14 protein-coding genes are annotated in these 15,896 nt (G+C 69.8%); 9 read left to right on the top strand and 5 right to left on the bottom strand.

Features of this window, described 5'->3' with window-relative positions; translation table 11 throughout:
* The first annotated feature begins 73 nt into the window (after nucleotides 1-73).
* The 8 genes from AB0J04_RS09320 (at nucleotide 74) to AB0J04_RS09285 (ending at nucleotide 8,031) form a co-directional block, all read left to right on the top strand.
* Entirely contained in the window at nucleotides 74-847 is a 774-nt protein-coding gene (locus AB0J04_RS09320; protein ID WP_363167739.1) for an isoprenyl transferase, read from the top strand.
* Between the two features lie 314 nt (nucleotides 848-1,161).
* Nucleotides 1,162-2,487: a PhoH family protein gene (locus AB0J04_RS09315; protein WP_351910002.1), complete on the top strand. Its 1,326-nt coding sequence runs from the start codon at nucleotides 1,162-1,164 to the stop codon at nucleotides 2,485-2,487.
* A 453-nt stretch (nucleotides 2,488-2,940) separates the two neighbouring features.
* Nucleotides 2,941-3,615 (top strand): transglycosylase SLT domain-containing protein, encoded by a 675-nt coding sequence (locus AB0J04_RS09310; RefSeq protein ID WP_363167738.1) that lies wholly within the window; start codon nucleotides 2,941-2,943, stop codon nucleotides 3,613-3,615.
* A gap of 89 nt (nucleotides 3,616-3,704) precedes the next feature.
* A complete protein-coding gene (locus AB0J04_RS09305) occupies nucleotides 3,705-4,412 on the top strand; it encodes a transglycosylase SLT domain-containing protein (RefSeq protein WP_363167736.1) in 708 nt (235 codons plus the stop codon).
* Nucleotides 4,413-4,556: 144 nt separating this feature from the next.
* Nucleotides 4,557-5,963 carry an AI-2E family transporter gene (locus AB0J04_RS09300; protein ID WP_363167735.1) on the top strand — a complete coding sequence of 469 codons (1,407 nt, stop codon included), beginning with the start codon at nucleotides 4,557-4,559 and terminating at the stop codon, nucleotides 5,961-5,963.
* Between the two features lie 170 nt (nucleotides 5,964-6,133).
* Nucleotides 6,134-7,042 carry a MarR family transcriptional regulator gene (locus AB0J04_RS09295; protein ID WP_363167734.1) on the top strand — a complete coding sequence of 303 codons (909 nt, stop codon included), beginning with the start codon at nucleotides 6,134-6,136 and terminating at the stop codon, nucleotides 7,040-7,042.
* 175 nt (nucleotides 7,043-7,217) lie between these two features.
* Entirely contained in the window at nucleotides 7,218-7,598 is a 381-nt protein-coding gene (locus AB0J04_RS09290; RefSeq protein WP_351909992.1) for a roadblock/LC7 domain-containing protein, read from the top strand.
* A gap of 4 nt (nucleotides 7,599-7,602) precedes the next feature.
* Nucleotides 7,603-8,031 (top strand): hypothetical protein, encoded by a 429-nt coding sequence (locus AB0J04_RS09285; RefSeq protein ID WP_363167733.1) that lies wholly within the window; start codon nucleotides 7,603-7,605, stop codon nucleotides 8,029-8,031.
* Between the two features lie 64 nt (nucleotides 8,032-8,095).
* Here AB0J04_RS09285 and AB0J04_RS09280 read toward each other — a convergent pair whose 3' ends face one another.
* The 5 genes from AB0J04_RS09280 to AB0J04_RS09260 form a co-directional block, all read right to left on the bottom strand.
* A complete protein-coding gene (locus AB0J04_RS09280) occupies nucleotides 8,096-10,444 on the bottom strand; it encodes an FtsX-like permease family protein (RefSeq protein ID WP_363167732.1) in 2,349 nt (782 codons plus the stop codon).
* Nucleotides 10,441-11,130, bottom strand: a complete 690-nt coding sequence (locus tag AB0J04_RS09275; protein ID WP_363167731.1) for an ABC transporter ATP-binding protein — start codon at nucleotides 11,128-11,130, stop codon at nucleotides 10,441-10,443. Before AB0J04_RS09275 ends, AB0J04_RS09280 begins: the two co-directional genes overlap by 4 nt.
* The gene (locus tag AB0J04_RS09270) at nucleotides 11,127-11,651 is read right to left on the bottom strand and encodes a PadR family transcriptional regulator (RefSeq protein WP_363167729.1); all 525 of its coding nucleotides are present in this window, start codon (nucleotides 11,649-11,651) and stop codon (nucleotides 11,127-11,129) included. Before AB0J04_RS09270 ends, AB0J04_RS09275 begins: the two co-directional genes overlap by 4 nt.
* Nucleotides 11,652-11,785: 134 nt before the next feature.
* A complete protein-coding gene (locus AB0J04_RS09265) occupies nucleotides 11,786-12,046 on the bottom strand; it encodes a hypothetical protein (RefSeq protein ID WP_363167728.1) in 261 nt (86 codons plus the stop codon).
* Nucleotides 12,043-13,011 carry an SPFH domain-containing protein gene (locus tag AB0J04_RS09260; RefSeq protein ID WP_363167727.1) on the bottom strand — a complete coding sequence of 323 codons (969 nt, stop codon included), beginning with the start codon at nucleotides 13,009-13,011 and terminating at the stop codon, nucleotides 12,043-12,045. The genes AB0J04_RS09265 and AB0J04_RS09260 overlap by 4 nt, the downstream gene beginning before the upstream one ends.
* A gap of 280 nt (nucleotides 13,012-13,291) precedes the next feature.
* Here AB0J04_RS09260 and AB0J04_RS09255 point away from each other — a divergent pair, with 280 nt between their 5' ends.
* Nucleotides 13,292-15,745: a transglycosylase domain-containing protein gene (locus AB0J04_RS09255; RefSeq protein ID WP_363167726.1), complete on the top strand. Its 2,454-nt coding sequence runs from the start codon at nucleotides 13,292-13,294 to the stop codon at nucleotides 15,743-15,745.
* Nucleotides 15,746-15,896 lie beyond the last annotated feature (151 nt).

Here is a 15,896-nt window from a genome sequence, read left to right as displayed (position 1 = left end):
GTGACCGGTCCGAGTCCTGCGCGGTAGGCTGCGCCTCGCGGGGACCGCACCGTACGGAGGGGCTGACAATCACGTGAACCTGCGCGACAAGCTGCGCGGCCTTCTGGTCAGGCTGTACGCACGCCGGGTGGAAGGTCACCTGGACCACGCTCAGGTGCCCAAGCACATCGGCGTCATCATGGACGGCAACCGGCGCTGGGCCAAGGCCGCGGGTTCCACCACGGAGCACGGCCACCGGGCCGGCGCCGACAAGATCGAGGAGTTCCTCGGCTGGTGCACCGAGACGGACGTCGAGGTCGTCACCCTCTGGCTGCTGTCGACGGACAACCTCGACCGCGCCAAGGAAGAACTCGTTCCGCTCCTCGGCATCATCGAGGACGTTGTGCGCACCCTCGCCGCCGACGGCCGCTGGCGGGTCCACCACGTCGGCAACCCCGACATCCTCCCCTCCCATGTGCAGGCCGCACTGAAGGAGGCCGAGGACGCCACCGTCGATGTCGACGGAATACTGGTCAACGTCGCCATCGGCTACGGCGGCCGGCAGGAGATCGCCGACGCCGTGCGCTCGATGATCGTGGACGCGGCGGACAAGGGCACCTCGATGGAGGACCTCGCCGAGTCCGTCAGCGTCGATCTGATCGGCCGCCACCTCTACACCGGCGCCCAGCCCGACCCCGACCTGGTGATCCGCACCAGCGGCGAGCAGCGGTTGTCCGGCTTCATGCTGTGGCAGACCGCCCATGCGGAGTACTACTTCTGCGAGGTCTTCTGGCCGGCCTTCCGCAAGGTCGACTTCCTGCGCGCACTGCGCGACTACGCGGCCCGGCACCGCCGTTACGGCGGCTGAGGCACCCCCTCGCGGCACCCCGCTTGGGGCGGAAGTAACAAGGAGTTCACCGGGGCGCCGTCATATGCCCTGGCATGGCGGCGCATGTTCGAGGGCATAAGCCAAGCAGGTCGACGCCCGAACCACGGGTGTCGGATCTCAGCGGGCGGCACGGGGCCGTCCGCCCGGGAGGCCCTTTGCACCAGCCCGACCGTGCGGTCACGGCACGGAACAAGCAGCGGGGGGGCCGGTTCTCGGCCCGTGCAAGCGGGCCGTCGACCGGTCCAGCTCCACTCCGTCGCTCCCCGACCTCATCCGAGGGGGTACGTCCTTCCGTGGTGACCAGCACAAAGCGCCGTATGCCAGACCGGCGCACCTATGTTCTCGACACCAGCGTCCTGCTGGCCGACCCGAACGCCATGACCCGCTTCGAGGAGCACGAAGTCGTGCTTCCCATCGTCGTGGTCACGGAACTGGAGGCCAAGAGGCACCATCCCGAACTCGGCTACTTCGCCCGGCAGGCGCTGCGCCTGCTCGACGACTACCGGGTGAAGTTCGGTCGCCTGGACGCCCCCATTCCGATCGGCGAACTGGGCGGGACCATCCGTGTCGAGCTCAACCACTCGGACCCCAGCGTCCTGCCGTCCGGCTACCGCCTGGGGGACAACGACTCCCGCATCCTCGCGGTCGCCCGAAATCTGCAGGCCGAGGGGTTCGACGTCACCGTCGTGTCGAAGGACCTGCCGCTCAGGATCAAGGCGTCCTCGGTCGGTCTCCTCGCCGAGGAGTACCGCGCCGAGCTCGCCATCACGGGCTCCTCCGGCTGGACCGGAATGTCCGAACTGACCCTGTCCGGTGAACAGGTGGACATCCTCTTCGAGGAGGGGCGCATCCATGTGCCCGAGGCCGCCGACCTTCCCGTGCACACCGGTCTGACCATCCAGTCGGAGCGCGGCAAGGCCCTGGGCCGGGTCACCGCCGACGGCAACGTCCGCCTGGTGCGCGGCGACCGGGAGGCCTTCGGCATCAAGGGCCGCAGCGCCGAGCAGCGCATCGCGCTCGATCTGCTGCTCGACCCGGACGTCGGGATCCTGTCGATGGGCGGCCGGGCCGGCACCGGCAAGTCCGCGCTCGCGCTCTGCGCGGGTCTGGAAGCGGTCCTGGAGCGCCGCCAGCACCAGAAGGTGATGGTCTTCCGGCCGCTGTATGCGGTGGGCGGGCAGGAGCTGGGCTATCTGCCCGGTTCCGAGGCCGACAAGATGGGCCCGTGGGCGCAGGCGGTCTTCGACACGCTGTCCGCGGTCACCAGCCGCGAGGTCATCGAGGAGGTCACCGCGCGCGGCATGCTGGAGGTCCTGCCTCTGACGCACATCCGGGGCCGTTCCCTCCACGACGCCTTCGTGATCGTCGACGAGGCGCAGTCGCTCGAACGGAATGTGCTGCTCACCGTTCTGTCCCGGATCGGCGCGAATTCCCGGGTCGTGCTGACCCACGATGTGGCGCAAAGGGACAATCTGCGCGTCGGCCGTTATGACGGAGTGGTCGCCGTCGTCGAGAAACTGAAGGGGCATCCGCTCTTCGCGCACGTGACTCTGAACCGGTCCGAGAGGTCCCAGATCGCGGCGCTTGTGACCGAAATGCTGGAGGACGGGCAGATCTGAATGCCCTGCCCCAATTGACGGGGATCGGGTGTGCGTTGGCGCCGTCCGACAAAGGCTGTGAGCCTAGTCGGGCGGCGTCGGCGTGTGTGAGGGTTTCGCGAAATCCCGAGGCTCCCCACGGATGTGACCTTTCACACGTAACTCGGAATTGCCTTGCGCGGTTTGGTTACGGCAGAGTCTCAGTTCCGTCAGGCCCCGCATACGACACAGTTGTACCCCTGGGGGTACCTCCCACCCTTTTAGAGCAGTGGGGGAGGTGCAGCGCCACTTGAGTACCACCTCAAACTCCATACCGACCGTCGTATGCCGCCCACGCACCACGGGCGCTCCCTCTCGGGGGAGTCGTCCACCGGGCCCGCGTCTCCTGTGACCCCGCAGTTCGGAGACCAGCGTCAAGGGGCACGATTGCGTCCGCCAGGGTCACCGAAGCGGGCGATGCTGGAAGGAAACCGTGTGAGCCGGATCTCGGTCCGGGGATTCGCAGTGGCCTCGGCCACGGCGGTCACCGCTGTCGGAAGCGTCGTCGGTGTTGCCTCGGGCAGTGTCGCGCAGCCCAACGACGCAGAGGCGACGGCGGGCGACGCGACGCTCCTCGCCGACATACCCGTGGGCCAGCAGGCCCAGGTGCAGACGGCGTCCCTCGCGCAGCAGGCCGACGTACAGGCCATCGCCGCGGACGAGGGTGCGAAGAAGGACGCCGAGGAGTCGGCCCGCAAGGCCGCCGCCAAGACGGCCGTCGCGAAGAAGGAGGCCGCCGAGAAGGCGGCCAAGGACCGCGCGGAGGCCAAGGCCAAGGCCAGCCGCAGCGCGGGCGACTTCCCGATCCAGAGCTCCTACACCACCGCGCAGATCAAGGCGATGGCGGCGCAGATGGTGCCGAGCGGTCAGTTCCAGTGCTTCAGCAACATCGTGGACCACGAGTCCAGCTGGAACCCGCAGGCCGTCAACCCCTCCTCCGGCGCCTACGGTCTCTTCCAGGCGCTGCCCGCGGGCAAGTACGCGTCGGCCGGCTCCGACTGGCGGACCAACCCGGCCACCCAGATCAAGTGGGGCCTCAACTACATGGACAGCCGCTACGGCAGCCCGTGCGAGGCGTGGTCCTTCTGGCAGGCCAACCACTGGTACTAGGCCGTACGGCCGTCGGCCGTTCGTTCCCTTCATCTGATGACCAGCAGGCCTGACGACCGCAGACCTGACGACCAGCAGAAGGAATCCGTGTGAGCCCGATATCGGCCCGGGGATTCGCCGTTGCCTCGGCCACCGCTGTCACCGCCGTGGGCGCCGTCATGGGCGTCGCCCAGGGCGGCGTCGCGCAGCCTCTCGACGACGCCGAGGCGACAGCAGGCGAATCCACCCTCCTCGCCGACTTACCTGTAGGCCAGCAGGCCCAGGTGCAGTCCGCCACGCTGACGCACCAGGCCGACGTCCAGGCCATCGCCGCCGACACCACCGCCAGGAAGTCGGCGGAGGAATCGGCCCGCAAGCAGGCGGCCAAGGACGCGGTGGCCAAGCAGAAGGCCGCCCAGGCCGCAGCCGACAAGGCCAAGGCGGCCGAGGAAGCCGCCGCCAAGGCGGCCGAGAACGAAGTCGAGTCGACCTCCGCCTCCGGAAGCTTCCCCCAGCAGGCGTCGTACACCGTCGCCGAGGTCAAGGCCATCGCCCGGCAGATCATTCCGAGCGGTCAGTTCCAGTGCTTCAGCAACATCGTGAACCACGAGTCCACCTGGAACTACCAGGCCGTCAACCCCTCTTCCGGCGCGTACGGCCTCGTCCAGGCCTATCCCGGCTCGAAGATGTCGTCCGCGGGCGCCGACTGGCGGACCAACCCGGCCACCCAGATCAAGTGGGGCCTGAACTACATGAACGGCCGCTACGGCAGTCCCTGCGACGCCTGGGCCTTCTGGCAGGCCAACGGCTCGTACTGACGGGTCGTCCGGCACCCTCGCGCTCAACCCTGTGCAGCCCCTCCCCGTCTTAGGGGGAGGGGCTTTCGCCCTGTACGGTCGGTACGGCCGTGACCGACGACTCCAGGGGGAGTGGTGGGGAGAGACGGGGGAAGAGGTCGGATCATGTCGCGAGTGCCAGGGTGGCTCGGCCGGCTCGGCACCAGGCTGAGCGAGGTGGGCGAGCGGCTCGACGAGCGGCGCGCGGAGGTGGAGCGGGAGACCTCCGCCGAGCTGAACCCGAAGCCGCCGCCGACGCGACCCGAGGACGCCGCGGTGTCCGCGGACCCCGGGGGGTACGCGAACTCCGGGGGGTACGCCGAGGAGTTCCCGGAGGGGCCCCCGCCGCCCGCCCCGCGTCCCGACCCCGCACAGGTGGTGCCGTGGGGCGTCCGGGTCGCCGCCGAGGCGGGCTGGCGGCTGCTGGTGCTCGCCGGGACGGTCTGGATCCTGATCAAGGTGATCAGCGCGGTCCAACTGGTCGTCATGGCCTTCGTGGTCGCCCTGCTCCTCACCGCGCTCCTCGAACCGACCGTGGCCCGGCTCAAGCGGGTCGGCGTCCCCGGCGGGGCCGCCACCGCGCTGACGGCGATCCTCGGGTTCGTCGTCATCGGCCTCATGGGCTGGTTCGTGACCTGGCAGGTCATGGCGAACATCGACGACCTCTCCGACCAGGTCCAGGACGGCATCGACGACCTGCGCCGCTGGCTGCTCAACAGCCCCTTCCACGTCACCGACAAGCAGATCAACGGCATCGCCGAGAACCTGCGCGACGCGATCGGCGACAACACCGACTCGATCACCTCGGCCGGCCTGGAGGGCGTCACGGTCGTCGTCGAGGCGCTGACCGGCATCCTCCTGGCCTTCTTCTCGACCCTCTTCCTCCTCTACGACGGCAAGCGCATCTGGGAGTGGACGCTCAAGCTGGTCCCGGCCGCGGCCCGGCCGGGCGTGGCGGGCGCGGGCCCGCGGGCCTGGGCGACGCTCACCGCCTATGTGCGCGGCACGGTGATAGTCGCGCTGATCGACGCGATCTTCATCGGCCTCGGCATCTACTTCCTCGACGTGCCGATGGCCGTCCCGCTCGCCGTCTTCATCTTCCTGTTCTCCTTCATCCCGCTCGTCGGCGCGGTCGCGTCCGGCGCGCTGGCGGTCGTCGTCGCACTGGTCACCCAGGGCGTGTTCACCGCGGTGATGACCCTGGCGGTCGTGCTGGCCGTCCAGCAGATCGAGGGCCACATCCTCCAGCCGTTCATCCTCGGTCGCGCGGTACGCGTCCATCCGCTGGCGGTGGTCCTGTCGGTCGCCGCGGGCGGCATGGTCGCGGGCATCGGCGGTGCGATCGTGGCGGTGCCCCTGGTGGCCGTCACGAACACGGTGGTGGGCTATCTGCACGCCTACTCCCGGGAACAGGCCCTGCGGCACTCGCCGCGCCCCAGGGGAGCGACGGCGTCGGACGTGGCGCCGGTGACCGCCGGTCCGGCGACTCCGGCGGGTTCGGCGCCTGCGGACGCGGCGTCAAATGAGCACTGAACACAGCAAATTGAATTCTCCGAAAGGCTGCTGAGCGCTCAACTTCCGTCAGTCGGAGATCAGCTGAGGGCAGCTCGGAAATCCCCCGCTGGAATATGCGCCCGGGCTGATACACATTCCCTCCTCAGCGCTACGCGTCAGGCGTATGTGCGAGAGGTCCAAGGGGAGTGATGTCGGGCTACGAGCTGCTGGCACGCGACCTTGCCGCGTGCAGCCGGGAGGGCTTCACCGGGGAACTGCGCGTGTTCGGCGCGCCCGGCGGCGCCTTCCATCTGTACGGCGGGCTGGTCGTCGCGGTCGAGTCGCCGGGCGCGCCCGCGCCGGAGGCGCTGCTGCTGCGGTCGGGGAGGATCGGCGGCGAGGAGTGGGCCGGGCTGGTGCGCGAGTCGGGCGGCGCGCGCTGGCCGGCCGCCGGGCTGATCGCCCACGGCTACGCGGGGGCCGCCCAGCTCCGGGTGGTCTGCGCGATGGCCCTCCAGGACGCCGCGTTCGCGGTCGTCGCGGGCAGTGTCGACGGCTGCGAGCGCGGTCCGGCCGCCGGACCGCCGCCCGCCGCGGTCGCCGTCGGCGAACCGCCCACCCGGCTGCTCCAGGAGGCGTCGCGCAAGCTGGCCGCGCTGCTGGCGCTGCCGTGCCCGGTGCGCCCGGACCGGGAGCGGCCCGCGCCCGCCTCCCTCTCCTGCGCGGCCGCCCGGCTCGGCGCGTTGCAGCGCGAGCTGCTCGCCCACGCGGACGGCCGGCGCACCGCCCGCGACCTCGCCTTCCGTACCGGGCGCGGGGTCTACACCGTCACCGTGGAGGTGGCCCGGATGCTGGGCGAGGGGCTGCTGGAGTGCGTGGACGCGCCCCGCCCGATCCCGGTCCGGCTGCCGCCCGACGGACACGGCGTACGCCCCCGGGAACCGGGGCCGCCCTCGCTCCCGCCGCAGCGGCCGGTTCCGGAGGAGGCGACGGCCCTGCCCCGCCGTCGGCCCGGGGCCAGCGGCATCAACGAAGCGCTCACGCCGGAACAGGACGACACCGGCAACGGCACCGGCTGGAAGGAGTTCTTCCGCCTGCGGAATTCACCGGCGAAATAGCGGTCCCACACGGATCCCCTCCACATGGATCCCCCCTCCACATGGATCCCCCCACATAGATCCCCTCCCACATGTATTCCCTCTACATGGATCTCGCCCTGCACGGACGCCCCCACGCGAAACCCCCAAAGAAAACAGACGGTCATATGCGATCAGAATCAGGGGAGTTGCCTTCATGGACCACAAAGCCCTCGCGCGGGAGATGCGCGGCCTGCGCGAGCAGGTGACCGGCATCACCGACACCGCGGTGGCGGCGGCCGACGGACTGCTCATAGCCGCCGACACCGCCGACTCCATCGACCCGGAGGGCCTCGCCGCCCTCGCCGCGGCCGGCCTCGGCCTCGCCCGCCGCACCGCCGAGGCGACCTCCCGCGGGGCCCTGCACCGCACGGTGGCCTACGGCAGCCACGGCTGCGCCGCGTTCTACGCGGTCGGCGACACCGCGCTGATGGTCGTGCTCGGCGACGAGGGCATGGACGTGGAGCGCCTGCACACGGCGACCCAGCCGGCCCTGCGCCGCATCGACCTGATCCTCACGGAGAAGACCGGAGTCTGAAGGGATGGCGACGAAGCGTATGACCCCAGGTTTCTCCGACCAGGTGATGGGTCTGGTCAAGTCACTGCGAACGGATGCCCCCGACTGCGTCGCGTCCGGCGTGGTCGACATGTCGACCGGCATGCTGCTCTCCTACGAGACCGTCGACAACCATCCGCCCGAGGTCCTGGACCTGCTGGCGGGCGCCACGCTCGACCTCTTCCAGGGCCGAACGGTCGTGATGATCGAGGACGTCTTCAAGGAGCGCCGTGGGGTCCAGAGCGAGAACCACTTCTTCCAGGAGATCCTCGTCAACAGCGAGAACCTCACCCACCTGTTCGTGCGGATGACCGAGCAGCAGGACGTCGTCGCGGTGGTCGTCTGCCGCAAGTCCGTCAACGTCGGCATGCTGTTCGCGCAGGTGCGGAGGGTGGTGCGGGAGTACCGGCTGTGAACGGCGAAGGGCCCCTCGCCGGTGCGAGGGGCCCTTCGGGGTCGGCTCGGCCGTTGCTCGGCCGCTACTCCGTGCGCAGACCGTCCGGCCGCATCAGCCGCATCAGCGGCGGCAGGCTCAGCAGCGTCACCACCAGGACGACCGCCGCGCCGATGCCGGTCATCGACAGCACGCTGGCCCAGTCGACGGCGACCGGAGTGTCCGTCATCTTCAGCAGGATCGTGCCCAGCGTGAGCCCGACGACCAGGGCCAGCGCCAGGCCCAGCGTGATCGGGATCGCCGTCTGCCACAGCACCGACAGGCTCAGCGTGCGCCGCCGGGTGCCGAAGGCGACCAGGGACGACAGCAGCTTGCGGCGCTCGCGCAACTGCTCCAGCTGCGACACCAGCAGACTCGCCCCGATCAGCAGCAGCACCGCGGCGGAGCCGACGAGCAGACCGGTGCGCAGGGAGGTGAACCGGGCGGCCTCCCGGCTGGACGCCCACATCATCGGGTCGGCCATCGGGTCCACCTGCGCCGCGGTGTTGCGGACGTGGTCGTAGGCGTCGGGCACGGACTTGTCGATCGAGAGGTACAGCTGGCCGGAGAGGATCGCCTCGGCGCCCTTGGGCAGCGCGCCCGGCGTCATCAGGAAGCCGCTGCGCTGGTTGCCGGTCGGGTCGTCGATCGAGTGGGCCTGCATGATGCCCGCCGGGACGGTCCAGACGACCTCCTCGCCGCGTTGGGAGTAGGAGGACGACGCTATGTACAGCTTCTTGCCGGGCTCGTTCATCTTCGCCGAGTCCCTGGAGTACCCGTCGTAGCCGTCGAGGAAGAAGATGTCGCCGTCCTTGCAGGAGGGCAGCTCCGCCACCTCGCGCAGGGTCGTGCAGTCGCCCACGGCCAGCGCGTCGGACAGGGTCTGGCTCTGCTCGTTCTTCCAGGTGGCGTCGCCGAGGTACTCCTCCCACAGCGCCGTGACCTTGCGGACGCCCTTGGTCTCCTGGAACGCCTTGACGGTCGCGGCCATGGGAGCGCCCTGCGGCACCTGCACCTGCATCTGCGCCCGCCGGACGTCCTGGTTGGTCGTCACCCGGCTGTAGTCGCTGTCCACTCCGGTGAACAGCATCTGGAGCGCGATCGCCGCGGCCACCGCAACGGCGATGCCGTTGACCATCCGGGCCGCCGTGCCGCTGCTCAGCTGCAGCCGCCGTACCGCCAGTTGCCAGGCGACGCCGCCGGAGCCGAGCCGGGCGACGACCGCCTCCACCAGCCAGGGCAGCAGTGCGGTGACCCCGATGAGGAGCAGCAGGACGCCGCCGACCACCAGGTACTGGTTGAAGTCGCCGTTCTCGCGGCCCTGGCCGATCATCGGGTAGAGCATCGCGAGGCCGGCCACCGGCAGCAGCAGCCGCCACCACAGCCGACGCCGGGCGGGCTTCGCCGTGCGCACCACGCCGAGCGGTTCGATCACCACACCGCGCAGCGAGAAGAGGGTGACGAGGACGGCGGACGTCGGCACCGCCACGGCGACCAGCGCGGCCAGTGCGGGCGAGGGGTTGAGATAGCTGGGCCACACGCTGATGCCGAGCATCTCGACGGAGCCCGCCACCTGTCGTCCGACCAGGAAGAAGCCGGTGCCGATGATCAGGCCGAGCAGTGCGCCGCCCATCGCCTCGCCCGCCGCGATGCGTCGGGTCATCCGGCCGTCGGCGCCCACCAGGCGCAGCGCGGCCAGCCTGCGGTCGCGCCGCTCGCCGCCGAACCGCACGGCCGCCGCGATGAACACGGCCACCGGCATCAGCAGCATCACGATCACCACGATGTTCAGCAGCACCAGCACCGGGTCGGTGGCCTCGGGCGTCGGATTCGGGTCCCCGAACTTCGTCAGCCGGGACACGCCGAAGCCGTTGATGCGCGGAGCGAGTCCGGAGGCGCCCGCGTAGTAGGCGAGTTCGTGCGAGCCGATGAGCCCGCTCTCCCCGATGCTCCCGGCGATCCGGTACGGCAGCCGCTCCCGCAGCAGCCCTGCCCCGTCGGAGGCGAGCAGCGTCTTCAGGGCGGGTGAGACCAGCATCTCGCCCTCGGCCGGGTAGGCGTTCACGCCGGGCGGCAGCGGGGCGTGCGCTCCCTCGGGCTCCACCAGCCGGCCGCGTATGTCCTTCTCGCGGAACGTCGTGTCGGCGTGGGCGATCAGCACGGTGTCGTCGGCCTTCGGCACCGGCTTTTCCGTGAACGAGTAGTCCATCCGGGCCTGTTCGCGTTCGTGCCGCACCGCGAGGGCGTTCGGCAGCGCGGTCGACAGCAGCAGCAGCGCCACGCCGAGGCCGACGCCGAGCGCCGTCAGCACGGCCCGGACCCATCCCTCCCGCCCGCCTCCGAAGGCGAACCGGAGTCCCATCCCCAGGTCCTGAGCCCACTGGCGCACGTTCATACGACGCGCTCCATGTCGCGCGACTTGCCGTCCCGTACGACGATCTCCCGGTCGGAGTACGCGGCGACCCGCGCCTCGTGCGTCACGAGCACCACGGCCGCGTTGGCCGACCGGGCGGCCTCGGTGAGCAGTTCCATCACGCGCTCGCCGTTGAGCGAGTCCAGCGCGCCGGTCGGCTCGTCGGCGAAGACGACCCGCGGGCTGGTGACGAGCGAACGCGCCACGGCCACCCGCTGCCCCTGACCGCCGGAGACCTCGCCGGGCCGCTTCTTGCCGAGGTCGTCGACCTCGAGGCGCTCCATCCAGCTCAGCGCGGTGCGCTCGGCCTGCTTGCGCGGGGTGCCGTTCAGCCGCAGCGGAAGCGCGACGTTCTCCACGCAGGTCAACTCCGGCACCAACTGGCCGAACTGGAACACGAACCCGAACTCCGAGCGCCGCAGCTGACTGCGCTCGGCGTCGGTCATCGTCGCGAGCTCACGGTCGCCGTACCGGATCGAGCCCGAGTCGGGCGTCACGATGCCGGCGAGACAGTGCAGCAGCGTCGACTTGCCGGACCCGGACGGGCCCATCACGGCGACGACCTCGCCGGCGTGGATGGAGAACTCGGCGCCGTCGAGCGCCATCGTCGGGCCGTACGCCTTCTTCAGGTCCTCGGCGACGAGCAGGGATCCCCCGGGAGCGTTCATGCGTTGACCGCCGCCTTCAGCTTGTCGAGGCGCGCGGCGGCGAGCTCCAGCCAGCGCAGGTCGGCCTCGAGGTGGAACAGAGCATGGTCGCAGATCAGCTGGTCGGCCAGATCGCCCTTGCGCTTGCGGTCGGTGAGGATGCGCATGCTGCGCAGGTGCTCGGACCGCTGCGTGTCGAGGATGTCGGCCGCGTCGCGATGCGTCAGCAGCGCGAGGACGATCTTCGTGTAGAGCGTGGACTGCAGATACGGCTCGGGCTTCTCGGGCGTGGCGAGCCACTGCGCGACGTCGGTGATGCCGGCGTCGGTGATCGCGTACCGCTTGCGCTCGGGTCCGCCGCCGGCCTCGATGCCGTCGACCTCGACGAGCCCGTTCTTCAGCAGACGCGACATCGTCGAGTAGACCTGGCCGTAGTGCAGCGGCCGGTCGTGACCGAACTTCTCGTCGAAGGCCCGCTTGAGGTCGTAACCGTGGCGGGGCCCGGACTCCAGGAGTCCCAGGAGGGTGTGACCGATGGACATGGGGAGGACTGTACATGCGGTGTATACCCGGCGTGTATACGTGCCGTGTGCGGGTGGCGACGGGGGGTGGAGGCAGGTCGGGAGTGCGCAGGTGGGGGCCGATTGTCACTGTTCGGGAACAGCGCTCGGGGCCGTCAGGGCGACGGTGGTCCGGAGGCGGAGTCCCCGGGGGGCCGCCCGCGGCGGGGGATGGGTCCCGCCTCGCCGGGCAGCCGTCCAGCGTCCTTCAGGGCCTTGCGCAACAGGAACTCGATCTGAGCGTTCGCCGACCGCAGCTCGTCCGAGGCCCAGCGGGCCAACGCGTCGTAGACCAGCGGGTCGAGCCGCAGCAGCACCTGCTTGCGCTGCTGCTGCGGCCGGCGCCGAGGGGCCTGGCCCTCTTCGGGTGAGGTCACTGGTAGAGCGTCCCGGTGTTCAGCACCGGCTGAGGCGCCCGGTCCCCGCACAGCACCACCATCAGGTTGGACACCATCGCCGCCTTGCGCTCGTCGTCCAGCTCCACGAAGCCCTGTTCGGCGATCCGGTTGAGCGCCGCCTCGACCATGCCCACGGCGCCGTCCACGATCTCCCGGCGGGCCGCGACCACCGCACCCGCCTGCTGCCGCTGGAGCATCGCCGAGGCGATCTCGGGAGCGTAGGCGAGGTGGGTGAAGCGGGACTCGATGATCCGCACGCCGGCCGCCTGCACGCGCGCGTGCAGTTCTATCGCGAGCTTCTCGGTGATTTCCTCGGCGTTGCCGCGCAGCGAGAGCCCGTCCTCGTCGTGCGAGTCGTAGGGGTACTCGATGGCGATGTGCCGGACGGCCGCCTCGGTCTGGGTGGCGACGAACTCCAGGAAGTCGTCCACCTCGAAGGAGGCCTGTGCGGTGTCGTGCACGTTCCACACCACGACCGCGGCGAGCTCGATCGGGTTGCCGTAGGCGTCGTTGACCTTGAGGACGGCCGTCTCGTGATTGCGGACCCGGGTGGAGATCTTCTCGCGGGAGGTGAAGGGGTTCACCCAGCGCAGGCCGTCCTCGCGGATGGTGCCCCGGTAGCGGCCGAAGAGCTGCACCACGCGGGCCTCGCCGGGCGACACCGTGTTCAGTCCGCACATCGCGAGGAACGCGGCGAGGGCGACCAGGATGCCGCCGGTGATCAGCGCGGCCTTGAGGCCGGCCGCGGCCGCCATGCTGCCCGCGGCGATCACCCCGCCGCCGGCCAGCAGCCCGGCCAGGCCGAGCGCCAGGGCGAGTCCGCCGCCCACGCTGTGCGCGGGGAACTCCTGCACGCTCGGGTCGGGCATCTGCGGCGCGTCGACGGCCTCGGTCGTGGCGTCGGCGACGTCTTCGGCGGTGACTGTCGGGTCGTGTGCGGACATAGCGGGGTCCCCGTCTCTGTTCATCAGCTGATTCAGTAATCAGCTGCCTAGCTAAGTGATATCACTTTAGCGCGTGATGGCAACCCTGTGCGCCTCTCGTACGTCGAATCGGTGGGGACGTTCCACCGGTTCCACGGTGCGGGGTGCTGATTCTCACGCCCTCCGAAGGCCGGATCGAGAGCGCTCCGTCATAGAGAGCGGTGTTAGCTTTCTGAGCTGACCTGCCCCTGCCCTTGGGCACTGGTGTGACTGCCGAGTAGGAAGCGGAGCGAGCGGACTCATGGGACGAGCGGAAGAGAGACGAGCGCGACAGCGCGGTGGCCGCCGCGCGGCGCCCAGGAACCGCTCGACGGAGCCGGAGACGCCGCCCTCGACGCCGGAGTCGGCCTCGGGCGCCGCCACAGCCACCGCCACCGCCACGGACGCCCCTGAGGCCGGAGGCCGCGCGGCGGCCCGCAGAGGCGCGAAGAAGGGCGGCAGAGGCGTCAAGGGCGGCAAGGGCAAGGCCGGCAAGAAGGACAAGAGCCTGATACGCAGGATCTTCACCTGGAAGAAGATCCTCGGCACGTTCCTCGGTCTGACCGTGGCCGTCATCGGCGCCTTCGTCTGGCTGTACGTCAGCACGCCCATCCCCAAGGGCAATCCCGACGCCGACCTGCAGAGCAACGTCTACAAGTTCGGCAACGGCACGTTGCTCGCCCGCGACGGCGACGTCAACCGGGAGAACGTCGACCTCGCGTCGGTCCCCAAGCCGGTGCAGCACACCTTCGTCGCCGCCGAGAACAAGACCTTCTACAACGACGCCGGCGTCGACCTCAAGGGCACCGCCCGCGGTGTGCTCAACACGCTCATGGGCAAGGGCGCGCAGGGCGGTTCGACGATCACCCAGCAGTACGTCAAGAACTACTACCTGACGCAGGAACAGACCGTCTCGCGCAAGCTGAAGGAACTGGTCATCTCCCTGAAGCTGGACCGGGAGGAGTCCAAGGACTACATCCTGGCCGGCTACATCAACACCAGCTACTACGGCCGCGGCGCCTACGGCATCCAGGCCGCCGCCCAGGCCTACTACCGCGTCGACGCCGACAAGCTCAGCGTCGAGCAGGGCGCCTACCTCGCCGCGCTGCTCCAGGCCCCCAGCCAGTACGACTGGGCCGTCGCCTCCGACACCGGCAAGCGCCTGGTCAAGACCCGCTGGAACTACGTCCTCGACAACATGGTCGAGATGGACTGGCTCGACAAGAGCAAGCGCGACGCCATGACGTTCCCGGAGCCCAAGGAGCCCAAGGCGGCGCCCGGCAAGGAGGGCCAGGTCGGCTACCTGGTCGACGCGGCCAACGCCGAGCTTGCCAACCAGCTGGTCGCCCAGGGCATCGCCGACGACTACGAGTCGGCCGCGGCCCTGGTCAGCAAGGGCGGCTGGAACATCGAGCTGAACATCGACAAGGCCAAGCAGAAGGCGCTGGAGACGTCCGTCAAGGACCAGCTGACCAGCAAGCTCGACAAGAAGAAGCGCTCGGTCGACGGCGACGTCCAGGCCGGCGCGGTGTCCGTGAACCCGAAGACGGGCGCGGTCGAGGCGATGTACGGCGGCACGAGCTACACCGAGCACTACATCAACAACGCCACCCGCACCGACTACCAGCCCGCCTCCACCTTCAAGCCGGTGATCCTCGCCGCGGCCTTCGACGAGAACGCCAAGACCCAGGACGACGACCCGATCACCGCCAACACCATCTACGACGGCACCAGCAAGCGCCCGGTGGTCGGCAGCGACATCGGCTTCGCCCCGGAGAACGAGGACGACCAGAACTACGGCGACGTCACCGTCCAGACGGCGTTGAACCAGTCCATCAACTCCGTGTTCGCGCAGATGGGCGTCGACGTCGGGATGGCCAACGTGCTGAAGGTCGCGAGCGACCTCGGCATGGACACCGAGGATCTGAAGGCCGTGCCCGCCCAGACCCTGGGCACCATGGGCGCGAGCCCGCTCCAGATGGCCGGCGTCTACGCCACCCTCGACAACCACGGCAAGAAGGTCACCCCGGCGATCATCAAGTCGGCGGAGAACAGCGCCTACCCGTCGTTCAAGCACACCGAGGCCATCGGGGAGCAGGTCATCGACCGGGAGGCCGCCGACTCGGTCACCTCGATCCTCACCGGCGTGGTCGACGACGGTACGGCCAAGAAGTCCGTACGGGACAACCCGCTGCGCAAGGGCCAGAAGGTGGCCGGCAAGACCGGAACCTCCGACAACAACAAGTCGGCCTGGTTCACCGGCTACACCCCTGACCTGGTGACCTCGGTCGGCCTCTTCGGCGAGAGCGCCAAGACCCACGCCCAGGTCCCGCTGACCGGCGCGACCGGTCTGATCAGCGCGGGCGGCGGCCGCATCAACGGCGGTGGCTACCCGGCGCAGATCTGGGCGGCGTACACCTTCGGCGTCTCCACCAAGGTCACCAAGTTCGACCTGGAGACCGACCAGGGCGCGGCGGTCCAGACGGCGTCCCCGTCGCCGTCCTCGTCCCCGTCCCCGAGTTCGTCGCCGTCGCCGTCCCCGTCCCCGAGTTCGTCGCCGTCCCCGTCGCCGAAGCCGAGTTCGTCGCCGTCCTCGTCTCCGAAGCCGAGTTCGTCCCCGTCCAACACACCGACGGGTGGCACGCCGACGGGACCGGGCACGGACGACCCGTCGACCGGAACACCGGATCCTGACAATCCGCTCTTCAACCAGTAGCGGCCGTCGGCGGCAGAGACAGCAGAGAGGGGGGCCGGTGATTTTGAGGGGGCCCTGTATGGTAGCGTACTACCCCAGGCGCAGCAACGGGTGAGCTAGAAACAGAACACCAATGCGGTGGTGAGGGGCGGGGGGCCCCCGAGTTAGGGAG

The organism is Streptomyces sp. NPDC050263 (assembly GCF_040655955.1).
Classification (GTDB): domain Bacteria; phylum Actinomycetota; class Actinomycetes; order Streptomycetales; family Streptomycetaceae; genus Streptomyces.
The sequence above is the reverse complement of the archived record's forward strand: the minus strand, read 5'-3'. Positions and strand labels throughout refer to the sequence as shown.

Excerpts from the sequence above, each read along its gene's own strand:
- AB0J04_RS09300 (WP_363167735.1), top strand. The coding sequence starts at position 4,557 with ATGTCGCGAGTGCCAGGGTGGCTCGGCCGGCTCGGCACCAGGCTGAGC.
- AB0J04_RS09295 (WP_363167734.1), top strand. The coding sequence starts at position 6,134 with ATGTCGGGCTACGAGCTGCTGGCACGCGACCTTGCCGCGTGCAGCCGG.
- AB0J04_RS09290 (WP_351909992.1), top strand. The coding sequence starts at position 7,218 with ATGGACCACAAAGCCCTCGCGCGGGAGATGCGCGGCCTGCGCGAGCAG.
- AB0J04_RS09285 (WP_363167733.1), top strand. The coding sequence starts at position 7,603 with ATGGCGACGAAGCGTATGACCCCAGGTTTCTCCGACCAGGTGATGGGT.
- AB0J04_RS09280 (WP_363167732.1), bottom strand. The coding sequence starts at position 10,444 with ATGAACGTGCGCCAGTGGGCTCAGGACCTGGGGATGGGACTCCGGTTC.
- AB0J04_RS09275 (WP_363167731.1), bottom strand. The coding sequence starts at position 11,130 with ATGAACGCTCCCGGGGGATCCCTGCTCGTCGCCGAGGACCTGAAGAAG.
- AB0J04_RS09270 (WP_363167729.1), bottom strand. The coding sequence starts at position 11,651 with ATGTCCATCGGTCACACCCTCCTGGGACTCCTGGAGTCCGGGCCCCGC.
- AB0J04_RS09260 (WP_363167727.1), bottom strand. The coding sequence starts at position 13,011 with ATGTCCGCACACGACCCGACAGTCACCGCCGAAGACGTCGCCGACGCC.
- AB0J04_RS09255 (WP_363167726.1), top strand. The coding sequence starts at position 13,292 with ATGGGACGAGCGGAAGAGAGACGAGCGCGACAGCGCGGTGGCCGCCGC.